Source organism: Pseudoalteromonas sp. GCY (assembly GCF_016695175.1).
GTDB lineage: Bacteria > Pseudomonadota > Gammaproteobacteria > Enterobacterales > Alteromonadaceae > Pseudoalteromonas.
Map to the genome: position 1 here is coordinate 1,638,958 of NZ_CP068023.1, position 16,071 is coordinate 1,655,028.

Annotated in this window: 23 protein-coding genes and 1 tRNA gene; 3 read left to right on the forward strand and 21 right to left on the reverse strand. The window is 46.1% G+C overall.

Annotation, left to right across the window (positions count from 1 at the left end; translation table 11 throughout):
* Positions 1 to 33 precede the first annotated feature (33 nt).
* The 9 genes from JJQ94_RS12415 to JJQ94_RS12455 all read right to left on the reverse strand — a co-directional run bounded on the left by JJQ94_RS12415 (position 34) and on the right by JJQ94_RS12455 (position 6,567).
* Complete coding sequence (locus JJQ94_RS12415; protein WP_010604397.1) at positions 34 to 780, reverse strand: hypothetical protein; 747 nt, start codon at positions 778 to 780, stop codon at positions 34 to 36.
* Positions 777 to 1,196: a phage tail terminator protein gene (locus JJQ94_RS12420; RefSeq protein WP_099031035.1), complete on the reverse strand. Its 420-nt coding sequence runs from the start codon at positions 1,194 to 1,196 to the stop codon at positions 777 to 779. The genes JJQ94_RS12415 and JJQ94_RS12420 overlap by 4 nt, the downstream gene beginning before the upstream one ends.
* Positions 1,196 to 1,624, reverse strand: a complete 429-nt coding sequence (locus JJQ94_RS12425; protein WP_099031034.1) for a gp436 family protein — start codon at positions 1,622 to 1,624, stop codon at positions 1,196 to 1,198. Before JJQ94_RS12425 ends, JJQ94_RS12420 begins: the two co-directional genes overlap by 1 nt.
* 3 nt (positions 1,625 to 1,627) lie before the next feature.
* Positions 1,628 to 2,110: an HI1506-related protein gene (locus JJQ94_RS12430; protein ID WP_099031033.1), complete on the reverse strand. Its 483-nt coding sequence runs from the start codon at positions 2,108 to 2,110 to the stop codon at positions 1,628 to 1,630.
* Between the two features lie 63 nt (positions 2,111 to 2,173).
* The gene (locus tag JJQ94_RS12435; RefSeq protein ID WP_095729138.1) at positions 2,174 to 3,088 is read right to left on the reverse strand and encodes a Mu-like prophage major head subunit gpT family protein; all 915 of its coding nucleotides are present in this window, start codon (positions 3,086 to 3,088) and stop codon (positions 2,174 to 2,176) included.
* On the reverse strand, positions 3,088 to 4,263 hold the full coding sequence (locus JJQ94_RS12440) for a phage protease (protein ID WP_236596600.1): 1,176 nt from the start codon (positions 4,261 to 4,263) through the stop codon (positions 3,088 to 3,090). The genes JJQ94_RS12435 and JJQ94_RS12440 overlap by 1 nt, the downstream gene beginning before the upstream one ends.
* Before the next feature lie 134 nt (positions 4,264 to 4,397).
* Positions 4,398 to 5,501, reverse strand: coding sequence for a DUF3800 domain-containing protein (locus JJQ94_RS12445; RefSeq protein WP_099031031.1), 1,104 nt, complete (start codon positions 5,499 to 5,501; stop codon positions 4,398 to 4,400).
* A 176-nt stretch (positions 5,502 to 5,677) separates the two neighbouring features.
* Positions 5,678 to 5,935 (reverse strand): hypothetical protein, encoded by a 258-nt coding sequence (locus JJQ94_RS12450; RefSeq protein ID WP_099031030.1) that lies wholly within the window; start codon positions 5,933 to 5,935, stop codon positions 5,678 to 5,680.
* 173 nt (positions 5,936 to 6,108) lie between these two features.
* Complete coding sequence (locus JJQ94_RS12455; protein WP_099031029.1) at positions 6,109 to 6,567, reverse strand: phage virion morphogenesis protein; 459 nt, start codon at positions 6,565 to 6,567, stop codon at positions 6,109 to 6,111.
* Between the two features lie 37 nt (positions 6,568 to 6,604).
* Here JJQ94_RS12455 and JJQ94_RS12460 point away from each other — a divergent pair.
* Positions 6,605 to 6,675 (forward strand) — tRNA-Gln (locus tag JJQ94_RS12460).
* On the opposite strand, the gene JJQ94_RS12465 is transcribed toward JJQ94_RS12460, so the two are convergent.
* From JJQ94_RS12465 to JJQ94_RS12520, 12 genes are all read right to left on the reverse strand, one after another.
* A complete protein-coding gene (locus JJQ94_RS12465) occupies positions 6,667 to 8,007 on the reverse strand; it encodes a phage head morphogenesis protein (RefSeq protein ID WP_099031028.1) in 1,341 nt (446 codons plus the stop codon). The genes JJQ94_RS12460 and JJQ94_RS12465 overlap by 9 nt on opposite strands.
* Complete coding sequence (locus tag JJQ94_RS12470; RefSeq protein ID WP_099031027.1) at positions 8,000 to 9,559, reverse strand: DUF935 domain-containing protein; 1,560 nt, start codon at positions 9,557 to 9,559, stop codon at positions 8,000 to 8,002. Before JJQ94_RS12470 ends, JJQ94_RS12465 begins: the two co-directional genes overlap by 8 nt.
* Positions 9,553 to 9,708, reverse strand: coding sequence for a hypothetical protein (locus JJQ94_RS12475; protein WP_172439961.1), 156 nt, complete (start codon positions 9,706 to 9,708; stop codon positions 9,553 to 9,555). The genes JJQ94_RS12470 and JJQ94_RS12475 overlap by 7 nt, the downstream gene beginning before the upstream one ends.
* A complete protein-coding gene (locus JJQ94_RS12480) occupies positions 9,708 to 11,366 on the reverse strand; it encodes a terminase family protein (protein ID WP_099031026.1) in 1,659 nt (552 codons plus the stop codon). The genes JJQ94_RS12475 and JJQ94_RS12480 overlap by 1 nt, the downstream gene beginning before the upstream one ends.
* Positions 11,366 to 11,947, reverse strand: coding sequence for a DUF3486 family protein (locus tag JJQ94_RS12485; RefSeq protein ID WP_099031025.1), 582 nt, complete (start codon positions 11,945 to 11,947; stop codon positions 11,366 to 11,368). The genes JJQ94_RS12480 and JJQ94_RS12485 overlap by 1 nt, the downstream gene beginning before the upstream one ends.
* A 2-nt stretch (positions 11,948 to 11,949) precedes the next feature.
* Positions 11,950 to 12,252, reverse strand: coding sequence for a VpaChn25_0724 family phage protein (locus JJQ94_RS12490; RefSeq protein WP_099031024.1), 303 nt, complete (start codon positions 12,250 to 12,252; stop codon positions 11,950 to 11,952).
* Positions 12,239 to 12,697, reverse strand: a complete 459-nt coding sequence (locus JJQ94_RS12495; protein WP_095729147.1) for a DUF2730 family protein — start codon at positions 12,695 to 12,697, stop codon at positions 12,239 to 12,241. The genes JJQ94_RS12490 and JJQ94_RS12495 overlap by 14 nt, the downstream gene beginning before the upstream one ends.
* 2 nt (positions 12,698 to 12,699) lie before the next feature.
* The gene (locus JJQ94_RS12500) at positions 12,700 to 12,921 is read right to left on the reverse strand and encodes a TraR/DksA C4-type zinc finger protein (protein ID WP_099031023.1); all 222 of its coding nucleotides are present in this window, start codon (positions 12,919 to 12,921) and stop codon (positions 12,700 to 12,702) included.
* Positions 12,908 to 13,360 carry a 3TM-type holin gene (locus tag JJQ94_RS12505; RefSeq protein WP_099031022.1) on the reverse strand — a complete coding sequence of 151 codons (453 nt, stop codon included), beginning with the start codon at positions 13,358 to 13,360 and terminating at the stop codon, positions 12,908 to 12,910. Before JJQ94_RS12505 ends, JJQ94_RS12500 begins: the two co-directional genes overlap by 14 nt.
* Positions 13,353 to 13,613, reverse strand: a complete 261-nt coding sequence (locus JJQ94_RS12510) for a hypothetical protein (protein ID WP_099031021.1) — start codon at positions 13,611 to 13,613, stop codon at positions 13,353 to 13,355. The genes JJQ94_RS12505 and JJQ94_RS12510 overlap by 8 nt, the downstream gene beginning before the upstream one ends.
* Entirely contained in the window at positions 13,603 to 14,196 is a 594-nt protein-coding gene (locus JJQ94_RS12515) for a glycoside hydrolase family 108 protein (protein ID WP_099031020.1), read from the reverse strand. Before JJQ94_RS12515 ends, JJQ94_RS12510 begins: the two co-directional genes overlap by 11 nt.
* A 74-nt stretch (positions 14,197 to 14,270) precedes the next feature.
* A complete protein-coding gene (locus tag JJQ94_RS12520; protein WP_010604417.1) occupies positions 14,271 to 14,684 on the reverse strand; it encodes a DUF4124 domain-containing protein in 414 nt (137 codons plus the stop codon).
* Positions 14,685 to 15,066: 382 nt separating this feature from the next.
* Here JJQ94_RS12520 and JJQ94_RS12525 point away from each other — a divergent pair, with 382 nt between their 5' ends.
* On the forward strand, positions 15,067 to 15,228 hold the full coding sequence (locus JJQ94_RS12525) for a hypothetical protein (protein WP_172439960.1): 162 nt from the start codon (positions 15,067 to 15,069) through the stop codon (positions 15,226 to 15,228).
* A gap of 35 nt (positions 15,229 to 15,263) precedes the next feature.
* Positions 15,264 to 15,770, forward strand: a complete 507-nt coding sequence (locus JJQ94_RS12530) for a hypothetical protein (protein WP_099031019.1) — start codon at positions 15,264 to 15,266, stop codon at positions 15,768 to 15,770.
* Positions 15,771 to 16,071: the final 301 nt, after the last annotated feature.

Below are 16,071 nucleotides of genomic sequence, written 5' to 3' on the forward strand. Positions count from 1 at the left end.
GATTTGAAAAAGGGGCCGAAGCCCCAACGGGAGCTATGCGTCTAGTTCGGTATAGGTGAATGGGGTTGCTTTACCAGCTGGCAGCTTGGCAGTACCTGCTAGGCCACCACTCACAAACTCACTGGCTGCGAAATCAATTTCTTTATCTGGCATCAGTGATACGTCGTATACTTCAAGCTCGATAGCTTTACCGTTGGCAAGGTTGGTTCCCTCACCAAAAATACGTGCTCGAACTTGTGATTCAATGCCACCTTGGATGGTTTTACCGCTTCGCGCATTGTGTTGATAGCTCACGGTAATGCTGCCACCTGCATCTACTTCGCCACCTTTGACTGAGCGGATCAAACCCAGTGCATAGTTGATCTCAAAATCAGTTCCCAGTGTGAGTGTGGTAGTTGCCTGCTTAACTGTAAGACCTTCAGCGGCTAGGTTCTTATGGCCAAGCTCTAGCCAGCCCTGATTGGCGGGCAAGGTTTTTGCTGCATCCGTTACCGTGCCGCTGGCTTCGTTTAGATCAACCACTTTACCCATCAGCGCCATTGCCAATAACTCAGAGGGTTGGTCGTCAAACTCGCACGACACTTCAGCAGGCTTGGCAATCTTGACGTCATCTAACGCTTGGCCATAAGACTCTTTTTTACGAGATGCACGAGTCTTGGTCTCAGCTTCTGTTTTGATGCTGAGCTTGGTCATATTGATAGGGCCAAAAATACCGAGGCTTTGGCCTTGTGGGTTTAATCGGTCAATAAAGAAATTGCCCGCTACTAGTAAGCCACTCATGTAAGTGCTCCTTTAAACTTCATTTGACAGGTAACGGCCAGCGGGTAAAACGCATGGCCACTGGTGTATCTTGGTTTGATTGGGGTGTTAACGCGCTGCCAAGGGCCAGCATCGCCAGTCATCTTTCCGGCAATGGCACGGATAGTGGCGGCAATGTTTTTGCCTGCGGTTTTGCTGCCTTTTCGCTCAGCTAAGATGACAAGCCAAGTTTGCGTTAACAGGGTATTAGCTCCAGCGTAAGCGCTCTCCTTTAATTGCTCGCCGTAGTAGAGATAAAACAAGCTCGGGGTATGATTGGTTTTGTCTATCTCGGCTAAGTCATCGAGTGCCTTAACGTGGCGTATGCCAGGCACTGCACTTAGGGCAGTTTCTAACAGTTGGCCCGCTGCTAAAAAGTCATCTTTAATTTCAAACATCAGATGAATCCCTTGGCTTTGTTGCGAGCAAATACGCTGCCTGCTGATTCCATCACGGCGGTGTCGTTAGTCTCCGCTTTATCACCTTGACTATCGATACCCAGCGACACTGTGCCTGCATTCACCGCTTTTAAAAACTTCACTGCATCCATGTAGCGTTGGTGAATATGCTCCGGCGCGTTATCGCCGCTTAAAAAGTAGCGGGCAATATCACAACAAATGCGCACTAATGCCGTGGGTACAATGTTAAGTGGCAGCATGTAACGGCCAGATAAGTAGGCGTTAATCTCAGCTGTGGCATCTTCAAGGGCTTGCGTGAGCACAGCCATATCCACTTCACCTGGTGTGCTGTGCTCACGCTCAGTAAGCAGCACCAAGTCTTGGTGGTTAAAGCGGTTTTGCATGTCTTCAGCGGCAGCGTAAGTCATGGCTTATTGCTCCACGTTCTTTAGGGCAGATTGATAAACCTGCCATGCAGCATCACGCTGAGCAGCGCTTGGCTTTAGTTCACCAGTGACTGTCTCACCATTTTCATCATCACTGATTGAAATGGTTAGCTGCTCGACCGACGGCTTTTTAGTGAACTGCTCAATGGCCATTACACCAATGAATGGGTGCAGCTCAGGGTCAACACCTGCAAGGTCAATTTCAACGCCCTCTACACTGGTACAAATACTTCCTGGCTCCATGTTTGGTGTCGTTGTTGTATCTTCACTCGCTTGAGCAATGCGCGACACCGCAAGGCGTGGATCTTTTTCCAAATTTTCCAGTTGTTCAATAGAGATTTTTTCTGCGGGGATGTTGTTTTCACCACTTTGCAAAGTGATCCTCGCTCGCCTATAGCCCGTGGGTTGTGAGTTATGGATCTTGATAAAAGCCAAACCAATGGCGCTAGCAATCTGAGTCTTTTCCATTTCATAGGTTCTCTCTGGAAGCTCTGGTGTGTAACTCACCAGAGCAATTAACTTACGGGTGAATTAGGCGTCTAAGTAGTCCGCTACGCAGAGCTTCAAGCGGCCTTTGAGTTCATTAGATGTGTTGTTTTCGATTTCACGCTCAAGCAGTTTGGTTGCGACATCTTCAAGCTCTGGTGGCACAACCAATTTAGTCGGGCGAATACCAAGCTTGCGGCCACCGTCAGCTTTAAAAGTACGCATCTTTTTAATTGCGTCCCACAGGTTGTCGGCATTCAGGGCGCGTTTGTTCGCAAAGGCTAATTGCCAGAAGCTGAAGCCTGCGGCATCACGACAATCTACGCCGTAACGGAATAGCTTTTTGGTGAACACGGCTTCGTCATCGACTTTGGTCATACTGACAAAAACGGGCTTCTTCCGTTCTTGGAATATGATTGGCTTAATGACTTTCGAGCCATCAATCACATACCAAATTGGCCCTGTATAAGTGCCATCTTCAGCCATGTTAGCAACGCTTTCAACTGCGCCAGTACCGTCTGCTTTTTCGTAAACAGGGTGGTCAGTATCAAAATAATTTTGGCCGTCATAGCAAAGCGTGGTAAAGCCCGCTCTAAGCAGCGGCCAGCACACTTCATCCGGGTGAATGCCCGCTGAGCGTCCCATTTCTTGCATAAGTGGCGCATATACGCCTAGCTCATCATCTTCAATGTCGTTGCGGTCAACACTGACTGTGCCTTCAAAATCTTCATTCACAATCGTGTAGCCGTGGGCTTTCATGGATTCAAGCTGACGCTCTCCAACCCACTTTTTAAGTGCAGGGAACTTACCGAGCCAACCATATGTATTTGACTTAGTGTTGGAGCTGATCACCGTTGCTATTTCGGTATATTGCGGCTGTGCTTCACCAAGGCCATCTTGGAAGTTCTTTTTAAAGCCCGTTTGTAGGCTGGTTAATAATGCAGGAGTAATAATCGCCATTACTGGTCTTCCTCTTTCAGTGCTGCGTAATCTTTGTGGCTAATACCCAGTTGGTCAGCCGCGTATTTATCCTCGGCAGACAAAGCGGCAACGCCTGTTTTGTCCTGCGATGGTGTTGGGGTTGGTTTGGACTGCTGAGCGTTTAGCGCTGCAATAGGTTGTCGGCTATCTAACACCGCATTGAGGGCGGCAAGTCCGCTTTGCTCACCAAGTTGTTTGAGGTAATCAATCTCGGCGGCAATCACGCGGCCCTCAGCTTTGGCTTTATCAATAGCGGTCTCAATAGTCACCCCTTGGTGCTGGCTATTGAGTGCGGCCAGTTCGCCACGTAGTGCGTTGTGTACATCAACTGGCACAAACTTGGTTAAGTCCACTTTAGTATTCGACGTGGCTTGTTGAATTTGTGTGTTCAAGGCAGCAATTTGCTTGTCTTTACCTTCTGCGCCGTCGGCCTTGCTTTTCAGCTCGGTAATGGCCGCTTTGCCTTTTTCGATATGCTCGCTGGTAACATCACCGTCTACGGTAATGCCAAGCGCAGCGAGGAGTTGCTGGGCTTCGTTCATCTTGGGTGCTCCTGAGGAGTATTGCAGGTTTAACACTGCTACCTCTTCCATGCCCAGTACTGCGGGGTCATTGGTTAAGGCAACGTGAAGTAATTTGAATGGGCGACCTGTAGACTTGTCGTAAGCAAACACGGGGCTAACGTAGCGGTACTCTTTATTGCGCAGCGCACTCAGTGCCGCCGTAGTCCACTTTACGTTCTTGGCATACACGCCTTCGCCTGGCACATATTCCAAACTGTCAGATGCAAACCAACCAGCCGCTGGTGCAGGTTGGCCGTTCTGTGCTTTAAATAGGGTTTGGTGGTCGTAATCAAAGAGGTAATCGTTAGCACGGCTAAGGGCAGCGGTTTTAAGATTATTAAACGCCGTTTCATCCATTAGCCATTTGTTGCCAGGTACTTCAAATGGTCTACCGTCATGGCCAGAGAATGCCCCATCAGGCATAAGCAGCACACGAGGGCTAATACCACTTTCTTCAGGTTCGCTTGCCAAGCTACATACCGCAAGGCCAAAGTGCTGCGCTTGTGTATTACACACAGCAACAGAAGTCACCTCCATGTGTGATTGCTTGTGCTGGCAGTTTATGGTTTGTTGCGTTGAGGTATTTTGCATGTTCTGGCACTAAAACGTTTGTCTTGGTGCCAGTATGTGGAATTGGGTTGGAAGTGTATTTTAAACTGGATTAAAAAACTTATTGAGTAGAGTTCTTCTATCAGCCTTAAGGCTTGGTTTCGTATACCTCAACTTTAAATCATGTCCAAAATTGAAGTACAATCACCCAGCAGTTCAATTGAGTTTGATCTTGAACTCATTCCGAACTCTGATAAGAAGGCATTTGCAAAAATATCTTTTGGGCCATCTCCTGCAGTATTTAAGATTCGATTTATACTGCTAGTGAATAAATCTGCGATTTGCATGAAATGCAGATCCTTTGAGTCTACAGAGCGAAACTCATCTAGATATAGGTCATCATTGTATTTGGTTGCTGAATGTATGCGCAGTTTTTCCTTTAAATCGGCGAGCATTAATTTATCAGGTCCCTCACTTGCCATGTCTTTGTCGAAAGAAAGAGATCTAGGTAATGGTGCTCTGCCTGTTGAGTTTTCATGTTCAACTCCAAGGCATAATAAATTAAAGAAAAGTTGATTTAAGGCTTGGTCGACATTCTTTATACCTTTCCTTTCAACATGAAGCGCCTTAAAACTGAAAGTCGAAGAGTGTTCTTTGAGTAGACTAAGAAACTCAAGGTGGAGCTGAAGATTATTTTTATCAATGCGCTTGAAGTGAAATTCGCTAGTTAAGTTTTTCTCATTTCTAAACTTTGCAATTGCATCTATTAATTTTCTTGTTCCTATTCCATTTAGTATCCATAGGCTACCAACGATGAGATAGGTATCTGTTTTGCCACTTTCGTCAGCAAAAACACTGTATGACTTAGATGGTTTATCACGGACTATTACATCAGATCTTTTGTCTTCTTCTAACTTTCCTCGCCGCTTTCTAACTTCTTCAGAAGCCAGAAATAAATTGTGGTCATTTTGGATATGAGCCCGACTTCTTGCAATACTTGGTAATCTCGTGGCTTGCTTATAATTATTCAGATCAATATAAGAGCCTCCAACCAAGTCACTCTCAAATGCCTTCCAGTATTCAACTTGTAAGGTAACATCAGAGTTTCTTGTCTCAGGTTTATGGTTCAGCAGCCAGGCAACTCTTTGTTCTAAAGTATTTAAATTACAATTTGATAAATCATTGAGTAGCTGCTGGCGTTTTTTCTCGAGTTTCTCAAGTTTCTTTGCAGCTTTTTCTTCTTCAGTAAGTGAGCTACTTTGATTATTCTTGATATCCATTACTATCCTTAATAGCTTAATCTAACACTATAAAAGTTATATTGACCAAGTTAGATAAGCATTACATGATTAGAAATTTTGCTATGGTAGTTCCATTAAAAAGCATCAAACTGGGGGCTTTGTTCGATGCTAAAGAGGCTAAAAGTCGTTTTAATAGCTCATCAAAACTAAAACGGTTAACTAACTTCGACCGCGAAGAAGTTTTTACCTACTTCATTGTTATACGAGATGGACCAAGCCTCACTCTTTACATGCTTTTCAACTTCTTCCATTACTTTTTTAGCAACACCGTAAGGTACGTGCTTTTCAAACGTAATATTTCCCGAGAAAAAACCTTCTTTAGTTAAGCTCTTCTCTATAATCTCAATTGTTTCATTTAGCTCTTTTTCAATAAGCTCATCGTATTGACTTAAAAAACTTTGTTTATCTAGCATTATTTTAATTCCTTTAGGCTCAACTGTATTGAGAATTTAATTTAGCAGTAATATTCCATCAAGCCAACTTAGAAACGTTTCGAAACGCCCTTAACAGCCATATTACACTACGCAACACCCAACGCTAGCACTTGAACATGTAAAAACGCCTCAGAGGGCTTCTGAGGCGTTTTTTAGTTTTCGGTAAAATAGTGACTCAACACGGCTAGAATATCGGATTCCTCATCGGGGCTTACTCCCAGATATTGCCGCTGGTCTATCGCGGCAGGCCCTGGTGCCATTTCTGGCAAGCCGCCAAAGTTATGAATAGCAGCGTAAGGTTTGTTACTACTAATCTGCGCCCAGAACGCGCCGCTATCTGCGGTAATGCTTGATGCTAAGCCGCCAGCACTTACCTGTAGCATTTGCCCGCCAACACGTTTGGGGTTTTGTTTTAGGTAGTTTTCACTAAGCGCTGGCCATGCGATGCCTGTTACAGGGCTGCGCTCTTCTGCAAATGCATCTTCCGTTGCGCCTTCCATGATGGCGGCTATCTCATTCATTGGGTCGCTCAGGTCGTTAAAGCGCTGTGCTATTTGTTCAAGCACCTTAGTTGCATCACCGCTTGTGAGAATTTCAATTCTAGTGGTCATATTGTAATCACCGAGTCGTTGGGTAATAATTGTTTGTGGCGGTGGTGTACCCCGATAGGTAAGGGGCTGTCTGACAGTGATGTGAGTTCGATTCTCACCCTACCGCCATACCTCATACAATCCACCGCTAATAGCTGCATCAATGGTGTGTGTCTTAACCTTTAGTGCATTAATTAATGTGTCTAACTCAATTCCTTTACCCTGATAACGCACCACAACCTTAATTGACTCTTCACCCTCACGCTTCACATAAAGCAGTTCGTTGCGTTCACGTTCCCATAGTACTTGAGCTTTTGGATCATTCATCAAAGTGCTTAACTCTGTATAGGCCTTTAGCGCTAAAGCTGTACCGTTTGCTTGGTGTTTCTCGCTATGCGCATGAGCCAGCGCGCGCTCAGATAAAATCAAAGTACGGGCCGCATCAATGCCCTTATCTTTAAGCTTTTGGCGAATGTCATCATTGAGAAATGACACCACCGTTTTATGTTGTGGCCGTGGGCCAAACGCTCTAAGCCCAGCAGTATCGCCAGCAAGTTTTGCTGCTTGATACTGCTCTATACGCTCAATGCTTTTACGCGTCCACAGCTCAAATGCTTTAGCCCGTTCATCACTATTGTTGAGTGCTTGGATAGTTTCAGCGCGTAGCTGTGTGCTTTCCACTTTGCCTAGCTTCTGTGCCACGGCGACATCGGTGCCAAAGGCTGATTGGCCAGGCGAATAGGCCCAGCCCACATCTGGCGTCATCACATCACCACTAGGCAGTTTAATCCTAGCGTGCTCAGTGGTTTTAACTTCGCCAGATTCGCGGCTCACAATCTCTGCATCAAATTGCTGTACATAGCCGCTACCGTCTTCTACGGTTAAGCCACGCGCTTTTACTTGCTCTGCCGTGAGCGCACGAACGCGACAGCGACAACCCCAGCCATTGGGCGGGAATATGGTTTGCCAAATGGGGTCATCAAATCGAAAGACCTTGCCATGCAGCAGCCTATGTTCAGGCCGTGTTTGTGCATCATCAATAGCAACATACTGCCAATACGGATGCGTTTTACTGCGAGCCAACATGCGGCGATAGCGGCCACTCATATAGGCGGTTTGTAGATTGGTGCGGTAAATATTATTTAAGCGATAGGGGCTGCCCAGTTGAACGCTATCACCTTGCTCATTCTTGGTTTTTCCCCACCAACCAAGCTTTTGCAGCTCGGGCGTTAGCTGATCTCTAAATTGCTTTGCCGTTAAGCCTTCAGCAAGCGCCCTGTCGGTGTACTTGCGTATGGCCTCTAGTACTTCCATGCTTTGCACCCGCGCCACAGTAAATGCTTTGGCATGCGCCGTAGTCAGCACATCGTGCCATTCATCGCTGACGGTGTAGCCTTTAGATTTAAAGTACGCCACAGCATCCGCAGGCGGTTTATTAAAAGCAATACTGAGATCAATCATTGATCATGCCCCAAATCTCACTCACAAAAATCAGCTTGGTGAGCATTTCGGTTAGTTGGCCTTGGTCGATTGTGGGATAAAGCTCGGCAAGCTCAATAGCTGCCAGTTCTTCACTTTGGTTAAGTTTATCTAGCAGCGGTTGCAGTGTTGCTTTGTACTCTTCGCGCATATCGCCACTGGTGATTGCATCAATGGCAGTATCTAGCTCTGTTTGCGTGCTGCGTGTTTGGTATTCCGCATTAAGTGCGGCCACTGCTGTATTGAGTGCAGCGGTGTTATTGCCAGGCATCGGCTCGCTTGGCACTTCCAACACCGCTTCGCCTTCGCTTGGCTCAGGTATGTTCAAACGCTCATGCACCCATGTTTTAGGGATCTGCATTCCAAGGCTCACAAGCGAGCGCAGCGGATAAGCTAGATCGCGCATTTCATCACTAGTCGAGGTATCAAACTCAAAACGTGGCAACCGGCGATTACCGTTGTACGATTTGCCATTCAGTGCGTACATAGGGTAGATCACATCGCGGTTTATGGTCTGCTCAAGCTGGTGTAAATCGCTAAGTGTGATGTCCTCTTTTACTTCCTGGTGGACACTACCAAGGGCATTTGTGCTGGTTTTACCGTCCGCTTGGCTTGTCAGCGTGCCGCCTAACACCGCTTTAGACTGAGTTAGTTCACACCACCGGATCATACTTTCAAACGGATCTGCTTGGCCGTTAGCTGCACTTTGAAAATCAATTTCCATTCCACGCGGTATGATACCGCCAGCGTTATGGCCAATTGCCATCACTGCGCGCAGAAGCGTGGCTTTCTCTGCATCGGTTGCGCCACTGGGGTATTTGCCCACTCGCACAGGTAAGCCATAAATCTCTAAAAACTCCGCTAAGTCTCGTACGCTAAAATTCTTAAATAGGAATGGCCAAGCAAGTACTGACAGCAAACCTGCACGATGCACATAGCCACTCTTAGATTTATGAATATGCAGCGCCCAGCCAAATGGATTCAACGCTTCGCCTTCGTCGCTGCTGTCATTAAGCATAATGCGATTAAAGTCTGCGGGGTGGGTTTTAAATATGTTTTGGTCTCGGTATGCGTAACCTGTGATCAACTGCTGCTTCTCGATGTAGTCCCATTGCAACTCGTTGGCACAAAAGCCTTTTAGCATGGCGTCTGTTAAATCAAATTTAAAATCCGTAAACCAAGTCGCATCCTCTAAGACCTCGGCGATCATTTCTGCGTCGCGCTTTTCAGCGGTTGAGGCATTACGAGGGGGCTTAATTTTCCAATCAAACCCAAGCACAGCGCGGCGGCGTTTACCCAGTTCGCAGCTTATGTGGCCGTCTTTGTCCTCAACATCTTTGGCCAAGTCGGCCATCGCAGCCAAATTGCCTTCTTCCGCTTCTTTCAGCAAGCTGGCCAGCTTTGCAGGGGTTAGTCCTTGCGTTGGGTGTTCAGCATATTGCCTAAGCAACATGCCCACTTGGGCATTGTCTTCGGTTTGATTTTTATCTAGTTTATTAACTGATAGCGGATCGCCATTAATGTCTACTAGCATAGTTTTACTCGCAAAATAGGTTTGATTGATACCACGTATACATCGAGGTCAAGGGTGTAGCGCTCTGCGGCTTCATAGCTTGGGGCTTCAATATCGATAAAGTCGCTATCGATGGTAAAGGCATATTCGAACTTGATACGCCAGCGCATTACCAGCACCCCGCGCCCTGAAAACTGCCTAGGTCGTCGTAGTTAAAGTCGTTGCTGCCACTTTTGCTTGGTAGCGGGGTAAACTCAATGGCGCTGCCATCCATCCAACTGGCGCGGTTGGCCATGGCTAAACCCACCGCAAAGTCGCCGTGGCGCTGGCGGCCGTCACTGCCTTTTTCTGAGCCTTTATCAATTTTTGGGGTGCCGTTACGCACCGAGATTTTTTGCATGTCGCCCAAGATGTCTTGGTGCTTAGGGATGAGTATGTTTTGGTCTTCAAACTCGGCTTTTAGCTTGGGCATCCACTCCCTGTACCAATTGTCGTTAAGCATGACTTGCTCAACCATTTCTGTGCCGTAATGCAGTGCTGCGGCTTCGGCCAAGTAGCCACCGTTACCCGTGGCGTCAAACGCTAAACCTTGTAAACGCGGCAAGCGCTGGGTGAGGTAAAGCATAATGTAACGCTGGGCATCGTAAGTTAGGTTAGTTAGCTCAACCACGAACGGCACGCGTTTAGCCAATGCTTTACTGATTTCGAGAGGCACAAACACCGATAAATCCCCACTGCGGGCGAAGTCTTCCCCAAAGCTGTGGTTTAGCTCGGGGTTAAGTTTGTTCAGTTCAGGGTCTAACTGCTCGGCTATCCAGTCATCAATAAACTGTTGGCGGCGGGCTTCAGGCCAGCCCATAAAATCGCTAGGGGCTTCAAGGCGTAAAATTGGGATGGTGTTCACCATCGCCGCTTCAATCAAGGTGCGGCCAATGTAGGCACCACCGCCTTTTTTCGGCTCACAAAAATACTCTTCCCGGGCATCTTCTTGACTGGCTGTGTCATTGAGTAAGTCATCAATCCACTTGCTCTCGGCTTCTCGTGTCCATTTCTTTTTCTGACGCTGACAAATACGTTGATATAGCCCTTCTTTGCACGCGTCAGCTAGGGTAATGGTATGCACTGAGTAGCGTTTTTTACCCGCGCGGCTATCTTGAATTAACTCATTGAATAGGTTGTCTACGCCATTGTGCGTGCTGATCAAACGCACTTTAGCGCCCCACATGGTGAGTGCGAGTGCGGCCTTTAATACTTCCGCTAGTCGGTCATGGAATGCAGCTTCGTCAATGGTTACGTTACCTTGCATACCACGCAAGTTTGCGGGGTTAGAGCTGAGCGCTTGGATTTTAAAGCCACTGGCAAAGTAAATAACAAAGGTTAAGATCTCTTTGCCGTCTTGGCCGTCGTCAATAAACAACTCTTCTTGAATATCACCAGCAGCCTTGTTAAATGCTTTGGCCCACATGGCCGCCGCTTCAATAAACTCGCGGGCCATTTCTTTGTTCGAGCCAACATAAAAATGGTTAGTACCTTGGGCATCTTTGCTTTTACTGGCTTCTAGCACAGCGTCGGCAGCCTCAGCCCATGTAATACCTGTACGGCGACTCTTTTCTGCAATTTTTAGTGGTGATTGATCAGCTATCCAGCGCTTTTGATAGCCTAGTAGTAGCTCGTTAGGATCAAATGGTATGAATATCGGCAGGCCGAATTTTTTTTCATACTCGTCGCATTGCTCTAATTTTTGCTGTAAATCAGATAGCGCAATCTCTGCAACATGCTCTAGTTCTTCAGCTTGAATGCGCTTCGTTTTATCAACAATATCAGCCATTACGCAATACCCAATATTTGGTTTTTAATGAGCTGAGCACCCTCAGCGGTTAGGCCCGCCTGTATGGCGCTTTCTTCAACCTTTGCGGCTGCTTCTTCAGCGAACGCTTTACGTATATCTTTTTCACGTTGATGCACTTTCATGGCGGTTTCTTCTAGCCACTTGGTTGAGCGCATTACTTCTTTGATTTCACCAATATCTATGTCGGCGTCTTCGTCGGGGTTCATCAACTGGCGTTGCATGGCTTTAAACAACTGAGTTCGGCCCATTTCTAAAATGAGTTTTGACGTTTCGCCCATCGGCTTGTCGCCCAGTTCTGCAACCAGTGCTTTGGTCGCGGCTTGCGTTTCACGCAGTTGTTTACCTATAGCTTCCGTCTTTTGTGCATGGCGACTTAGGCCACTGCGCGAAATAGTCGCCTCCTCATCCATGCCCGCATCGAGGATCAGCTGATTTACAGCAACCAAAATATCAGCTTGTGAATTGCCACTATCGCGTAGCATTTCATCAAGCCGCTTTTTTATCTCGTCCGGCAAAGCGTCAATCTTACTGGGTTTGCCTCTGCGTACAGCATCACTCATAGCTATAAACTCCGAGGTGCTGGGCGTTTAATGCCTGGTACTGTGCTGGTGCCTTCAGCTACATCAATGCCAGCGCTCGTAATGCGTGCAACCCATGTATTCTCGCTGAGCTTTTCGTTTTTAATGTAGCCGTTTTGTTCCAGCCAATTCAGCAGGGTTTTAAGCTGGTCGAGGCTACAGCCGAGGCCAAAGCGCTTCAGCACATCTCGCAACATGCTAGTGTTTGCGCCATAGTCCGCAGACTCTTTAAGCGCAATCAAAATACTGATCCGTTGGTGTTCAGCTTGTACTTCATGCATCGCCATTGCGTTTCTCTCTTAGTTCGTTTTCCATCAGCAAATCTGTGAGCTTTTGCACATTACTCAGCCCCGGCTTTACCGATTCAATGTTGGTGTTTAGTCGCTCAATTTTTAGCTCAAGGTCGTGTAAGTCGTCGGTTGTAGGCATTTTCTCAATGCGTCGTTCAAGCTCTCGCACATCATCACTCACCGCACGTTTTACTTCCGCTAGCTGTTCTTGCAGTTCGCTTTTGTGCGCCCCCAGCTGCTCGTGTAACTCGGTTTTATGTTTGCTGAGCTGGTTTTGCACGTTTGTTTGCGTGTCGCTAACCTGTTGCTGGGCGGCCGATTTATAGCTGTTAAATTCTTTGCGTGAGGGGAACCGTACATACAAAAATGCCATGATGAATACACCCATCACACCGAGCGCCCACACAATCACGGTTTGCCATTTTTGAAAAAACTCATACATGGTTAAACTCCATTTACTCGTTGTCTGCGCTCAATCAGCGATTGGCAATCAACACAGGTTGTACAGTTGTGAATGGCAGCCTTTCTGGCCTGTGGTATTTCAATGCCGCACTCGATGCATTCATCTAGGTCTACGTCAGCGCCTGCAAATTGTTTACTGTGCTCCGCTAGTTTGCGGCTCATTGACTCATCAATGATTTGCTGCGCTTTATCAGCGATGTCCATCTTTTGGTTTCCTTAGATTTTGAATGGCTGAAGCAGCCATGCTTTTAACACCCGGGGCGGCTTTCTCAACGGTGCGCCCAATTACATAGCCGCCAATGCCGAGCTGTAGCAGTTCCCACGCTTGCTCGCTGAGCCTAAACGCCAGCACGCCGAAAGAGTCCAGCACAATGAGCACCAAGAACGTCAGCATGGTGATAGGTCGCCAGCAGCGTTGCAGGCGGCTTTCGCCTTTGGCTTCAGCGGTAATAATTTGAGATTGCGCAGCCAGCACTTGCCCTTGTAGCTCAACAATTCTGCCCTCAAGGGCCAATACCTGCGCATGGCGCTGGTTGTCGATTTTTGCAAGTTCATTAGCAAGCTGTTGCCGCTCTTCATCGGATGTAAAAACATCATCCAATAGATTGCTAACCACTGTGCCTAGTCTTACCCAATCACTCATGGCGCGCTCCAAATGTCTCAGCAAGGCGCTGTCGCACTTGTTGATAGGTGTTATGGCCGTTTAGTCGGCACTGGATATCTGTCTCACAAACAGACTGCCAACCACGTTTGAATTTGGACTGCATCGTGCCGTCGTAGCTGTGCAGCGGTATTTGGTTGGCATCAAATGGCTCGCCGTTCTGGTGTGCGGCAACCTCAGCCTTTAATCGTTTTATGCGGCCTTGTTTATAGCTCCACTCCCAGTTACGCCCCACGGTACACCTCGGCATAACAGCGTTCGGTAATGTGGCTTAGGCGGTTCATCCAACCATTTAGGTTAGGGATTTGGCTATTGTCATCTAGGCAAATGCGCGCATATTTACGGGCGCGGCGGCTGATCAGCTGGCTAATAAACAGGTTAGGTAAAATTGACTGACATTTTTTGAGTGTACGTGAGCCAAATACGCCATCCACCTCAGCATCTGCAATGCGTTGTACTATTCGTGTAATGCCGCTTAGTCCATGTTGTACGGAGCCATCCAAGAGCATGAGTGCTACGCCGCTGTTTAACTCATCGCAGTGCATCGGCTCCCAATAGTCGCGATAGTACAGTCGTATAGCATGGTCAATGGTGAGGTTGGCGATATCGAGTCGAGGGTATGCGAGCTGGCTAATGCCAAATTTAGTTAGGCCGCCACGGTCAGACGCAACATCGTTTAGGCCGCCATCGTCACGCAAGCCGCCCTCTAAATACAAAATGGTTAATACGCTACGGCTAAACGCATCACTGTAGCCACGCAACGCAGCGGCAATATTGGGTAGTTGGCGGTAATGTTCGAGTTGTTGAGGTGTGATCATTTGGCATCTCCATCAGGCTGTGCTGATAGAGTGCCAATAGCGTTGGTGAGTGTATTTTAAACTGGATTAAAAAATTACAGCAGCTCTTGCACGCTACTTAAGCCAGTGCCACTGTGATTTAAGAAACAAGAGGAATGCGTTGTGCCGTCATAGGCCCCATAACTGTTTTTTGCTTTGACCTCCAATCTAAGCACTTGTCTTGCTCCACTGCTGTCATGTGTCCATATTTTTCTATAGCTAACAAGTTGTACCGAGTCAGGATCTTTCCAAGCACGATTTTCTTTGACGTAAGCGAGGCATTCTTCAACCAATTTGTCAGGCGATGGCCTAGTGCTTGGTGCGTTACTTCTTACTTTTACTTTTTCAGCATCTTTAGCACATGGCCTATCACTATATGTTATTACACCATCTACGTCGCATTTGTAGACTTCAAACGCAAGGGTAGAACTACTGACGCAAAGAATAAGTGGGATCATCATTAATTTCATAAAACTATCCTTAGTTAGGTTGGCTTTTTAATATAAGCGAAAAAACCGATAAGTAAAAAGGCTTTTAAGTAAATTTGTTAACATAAGGTATCAATAAATAACCAGATATCTGGTGTTTTTTTCACAACGAATCCTGGTCCACTTTCAAAGAGTAACGCTAAATTCGTGCGCTCTGTCGCAAATCATTACAATTATTCCGAAAATAAACACAAAACTGTTTGCCTAACATTTGGCAAATGTTATAGTTGAGTTAATGGATTGAGTAACCAGTAGTAACGTAGCACGGACAGCCACGGCATCCGTTCCCATTTTTAATCTAAGTTAAAGATTATTTCTCAATTTTGCTGCTATGCTGTGTGCTCTATTTCAAAGGAGCAAAACCATGAAGAACCAAAAAAATACACAAAAATCACTATCATCAGCTGACTTAGCAAAGGTTGTAGGTGGCAATGGGAGTGGTAATAACCCGATTGAATACCCAAAAAAGAAAACTGTAGAAAGTAATGCATTCGTCGAGTCAGTGATTGTTTCTAACGTATTTTAGAAACACAGATTTAACGAGTACTAGGGAGAAGTATAATGTTGGCTGGCTATTCTGAACTACTAAACCAATTAAATAGTTGGTTATGGTTAGTTTCAATATCATTGCCGTTTGTTGTGTTGTTTATGGGCAAGGGTAGCCAGTCATACTTTATTGTCGCTGCTGTTTGGTGTACAGCTCAATTGTTTAATCTTCAATTTGAAGAAAAGCTCTGGGCCATCGCAACTGAGCCTGGAAACCTATTTTATTGGTTTGGTTCTTGGGCCACAATTGATGTTTTGTGTATTGCATTAATCATCTTTTGCCATAAGTCACTAAAGATAAAGATTGATTTTGAAGCTTTTAGTATTTCAATATGCTTAGCTATGTTAGCTATTCTCCAAATACTAACTTACCTTGATGGAGTAGTATGGCAGACTTATTTGCTAGGAGAAGCTTATACACTGGGAGTCAATACAGGCAACCTCGCCAATAGCTTAATTTTAGCAGTTCCCATCGTTTGTAAAGCCATCGAATCTTTCAATCTTAAAAGGGGGACCACGTAATGTTCGCTGTTTCATACATATGTATATTGTTTGTATTCATTACGTACCTTGTGTGCCAGCTTTTTAAATATAAATCAACGCCCGAAGACCGCGTTCGGAAGCTTATCGAAAAGCGTGTGCAGCGTGACTTTCAAATTAGGGCACACAACATTTTAGTAAAAAAACCAATGATCAATAAAATGGTAAATAACGATCATAGGTATAATGCATTGCTCGACTGGAAGAAAGAAGTTGAAGATTATTACAGGGACTATGAAGCACAGGTTGAATTAGAAGTTTCTCAATACAACGTTATCAAATT

Excerpts from the sequence above, each read along its gene's own strand:
- JJQ94_RS12415 (WP_010604397.1), bottom strand. The coding sequence starts at position 780 with ATGAGTGGCTTACTAGTAGCGGGCAATTTCTTTATTGACCGATTAAAC.
- JJQ94_RS12420 (WP_099031035.1), bottom strand. The coding sequence starts at position 1,196 with ATGTTTGAAATTAAAGATGACTTTTTAGCAGCGGGCCAACTGTTAGAA.
- JJQ94_RS12425 (WP_099031034.1), bottom strand. The coding sequence starts at position 1,624 with ATGACTTACGCTGCCGCTGAAGACATGCAAAACCGCTTTAACCACCAA.
- JJQ94_RS12430 (WP_099031033.1), bottom strand. The coding sequence starts at position 2,110 with ATGGAAAAGACTCAGATTGCTAGCGCCATTGGTTTGGCTTTTATCAAG.
- JJQ94_RS12435 (WP_095729138.1), bottom strand. The coding sequence starts at position 3,088 with ATGGCGATTATTACTCCTGCATTATTAACCAGCCTACAAACGGGCTTT.
- JJQ94_RS12440 (WP_236596600.1), bottom strand. The coding sequence starts at position 4,263 with ATGCAAAATACCTCAACGCAACAAACCATAAACTGCCAGCACAAGCAA.
- JJQ94_RS12445 (WP_099031031.1), bottom strand. The coding sequence starts at position 5,501 with ATGGATATCAAGAATAATCAAAGTAGCTCACTTACTGAAGAAGAAAAA.
- JJQ94_RS12450 (WP_099031030.1), bottom strand. The coding sequence starts at position 5,935 with ATGCTAGATAAACAAAGTTTTTTAAGTCAATACGATGAGCTTATTGAA.
- JJQ94_RS12455 (WP_099031029.1), bottom strand. The coding sequence starts at position 6,567 with ATGACCACTAGAATTGAAATTCTCACAAGCGGTGATGCAACTAAGGTG.
- JJQ94_RS12465 (WP_099031028.1), bottom strand. The coding sequence starts at position 8,007 with ATGATTGATCTCAGTATTGCTTTTAATAAACCGCCTGCGGATGCTGTG.
- JJQ94_RS12470 (WP_099031027.1), bottom strand. The coding sequence starts at position 9,559 with ATGCTAGTAGACATTAATGGCGATCCGCTATCAGTTAATAAACTAGAT.
- JJQ94_RS12475 (WP_172439961.1), bottom strand. The coding sequence starts at position 9,708 with ATGCGCTGGCGTATCAAGTTCGAATATGCCTTTACCATCGATAGCGAC.
- JJQ94_RS12480 (WP_099031026.1), bottom strand. The coding sequence starts at position 11,366 with ATGGCTGATATTGTTGATAAAACGAAGCGCATTCAAGCTGAAGAACTA.
- JJQ94_RS12485 (WP_099031025.1), bottom strand. The coding sequence starts at position 11,947 with ATGAGTGATGCTGTACGCAGAGGCAAACCCAGTAAGATTGACGCTTTG.
- JJQ94_RS12490 (WP_099031024.1), bottom strand. The coding sequence starts at position 12,252 with ATGGCGATGCATGAAGTACAAGCTGAACACCAACGGATCAGTATTTTG.
- JJQ94_RS12495 (WP_095729147.1), bottom strand. The coding sequence starts at position 12,697 with ATGTATGAGTTTTTTCAAAAATGGCAAACCGTGATTGTGTGGGCGCTC.
- JJQ94_RS12500 (WP_099031023.1), bottom strand. The coding sequence starts at position 12,921 with ATGGACATCGCTGATAAAGCGCAGCAAATCATTGATGAGTCAATGAGC.
- JJQ94_RS12505 (WP_099031022.1), bottom strand. The coding sequence starts at position 13,360 with ATGAGTGATTGGGTAAGACTAGGCACAGTGGTTAGCAATCTATTGGAT.
- JJQ94_RS12515 (WP_099031020.1), bottom strand. The coding sequence starts at position 14,196 with ATGATCACACCTCAACAACTCGAACATTACCGCCAACTACCCAATATT.
- JJQ94_RS12520 (WP_010604417.1), bottom strand. The coding sequence starts at position 14,684 with ATGAAATTAATGATGATCCCACTTATTCTTTGCGTCAGTAGTTCTACC.
- JJQ94_RS12525 (WP_172439960.1), top strand. The coding sequence starts at position 15,067 with ATGAAGAACCAAAAAAATACACAAAAATCACTATCATCAGCTGACTTA.
- JJQ94_RS12530 (WP_099031019.1), top strand. The coding sequence starts at position 15,264 with ATGTTGGCTGGCTATTCTGAACTACTAAACCAATTAAATAGTTGGTTA.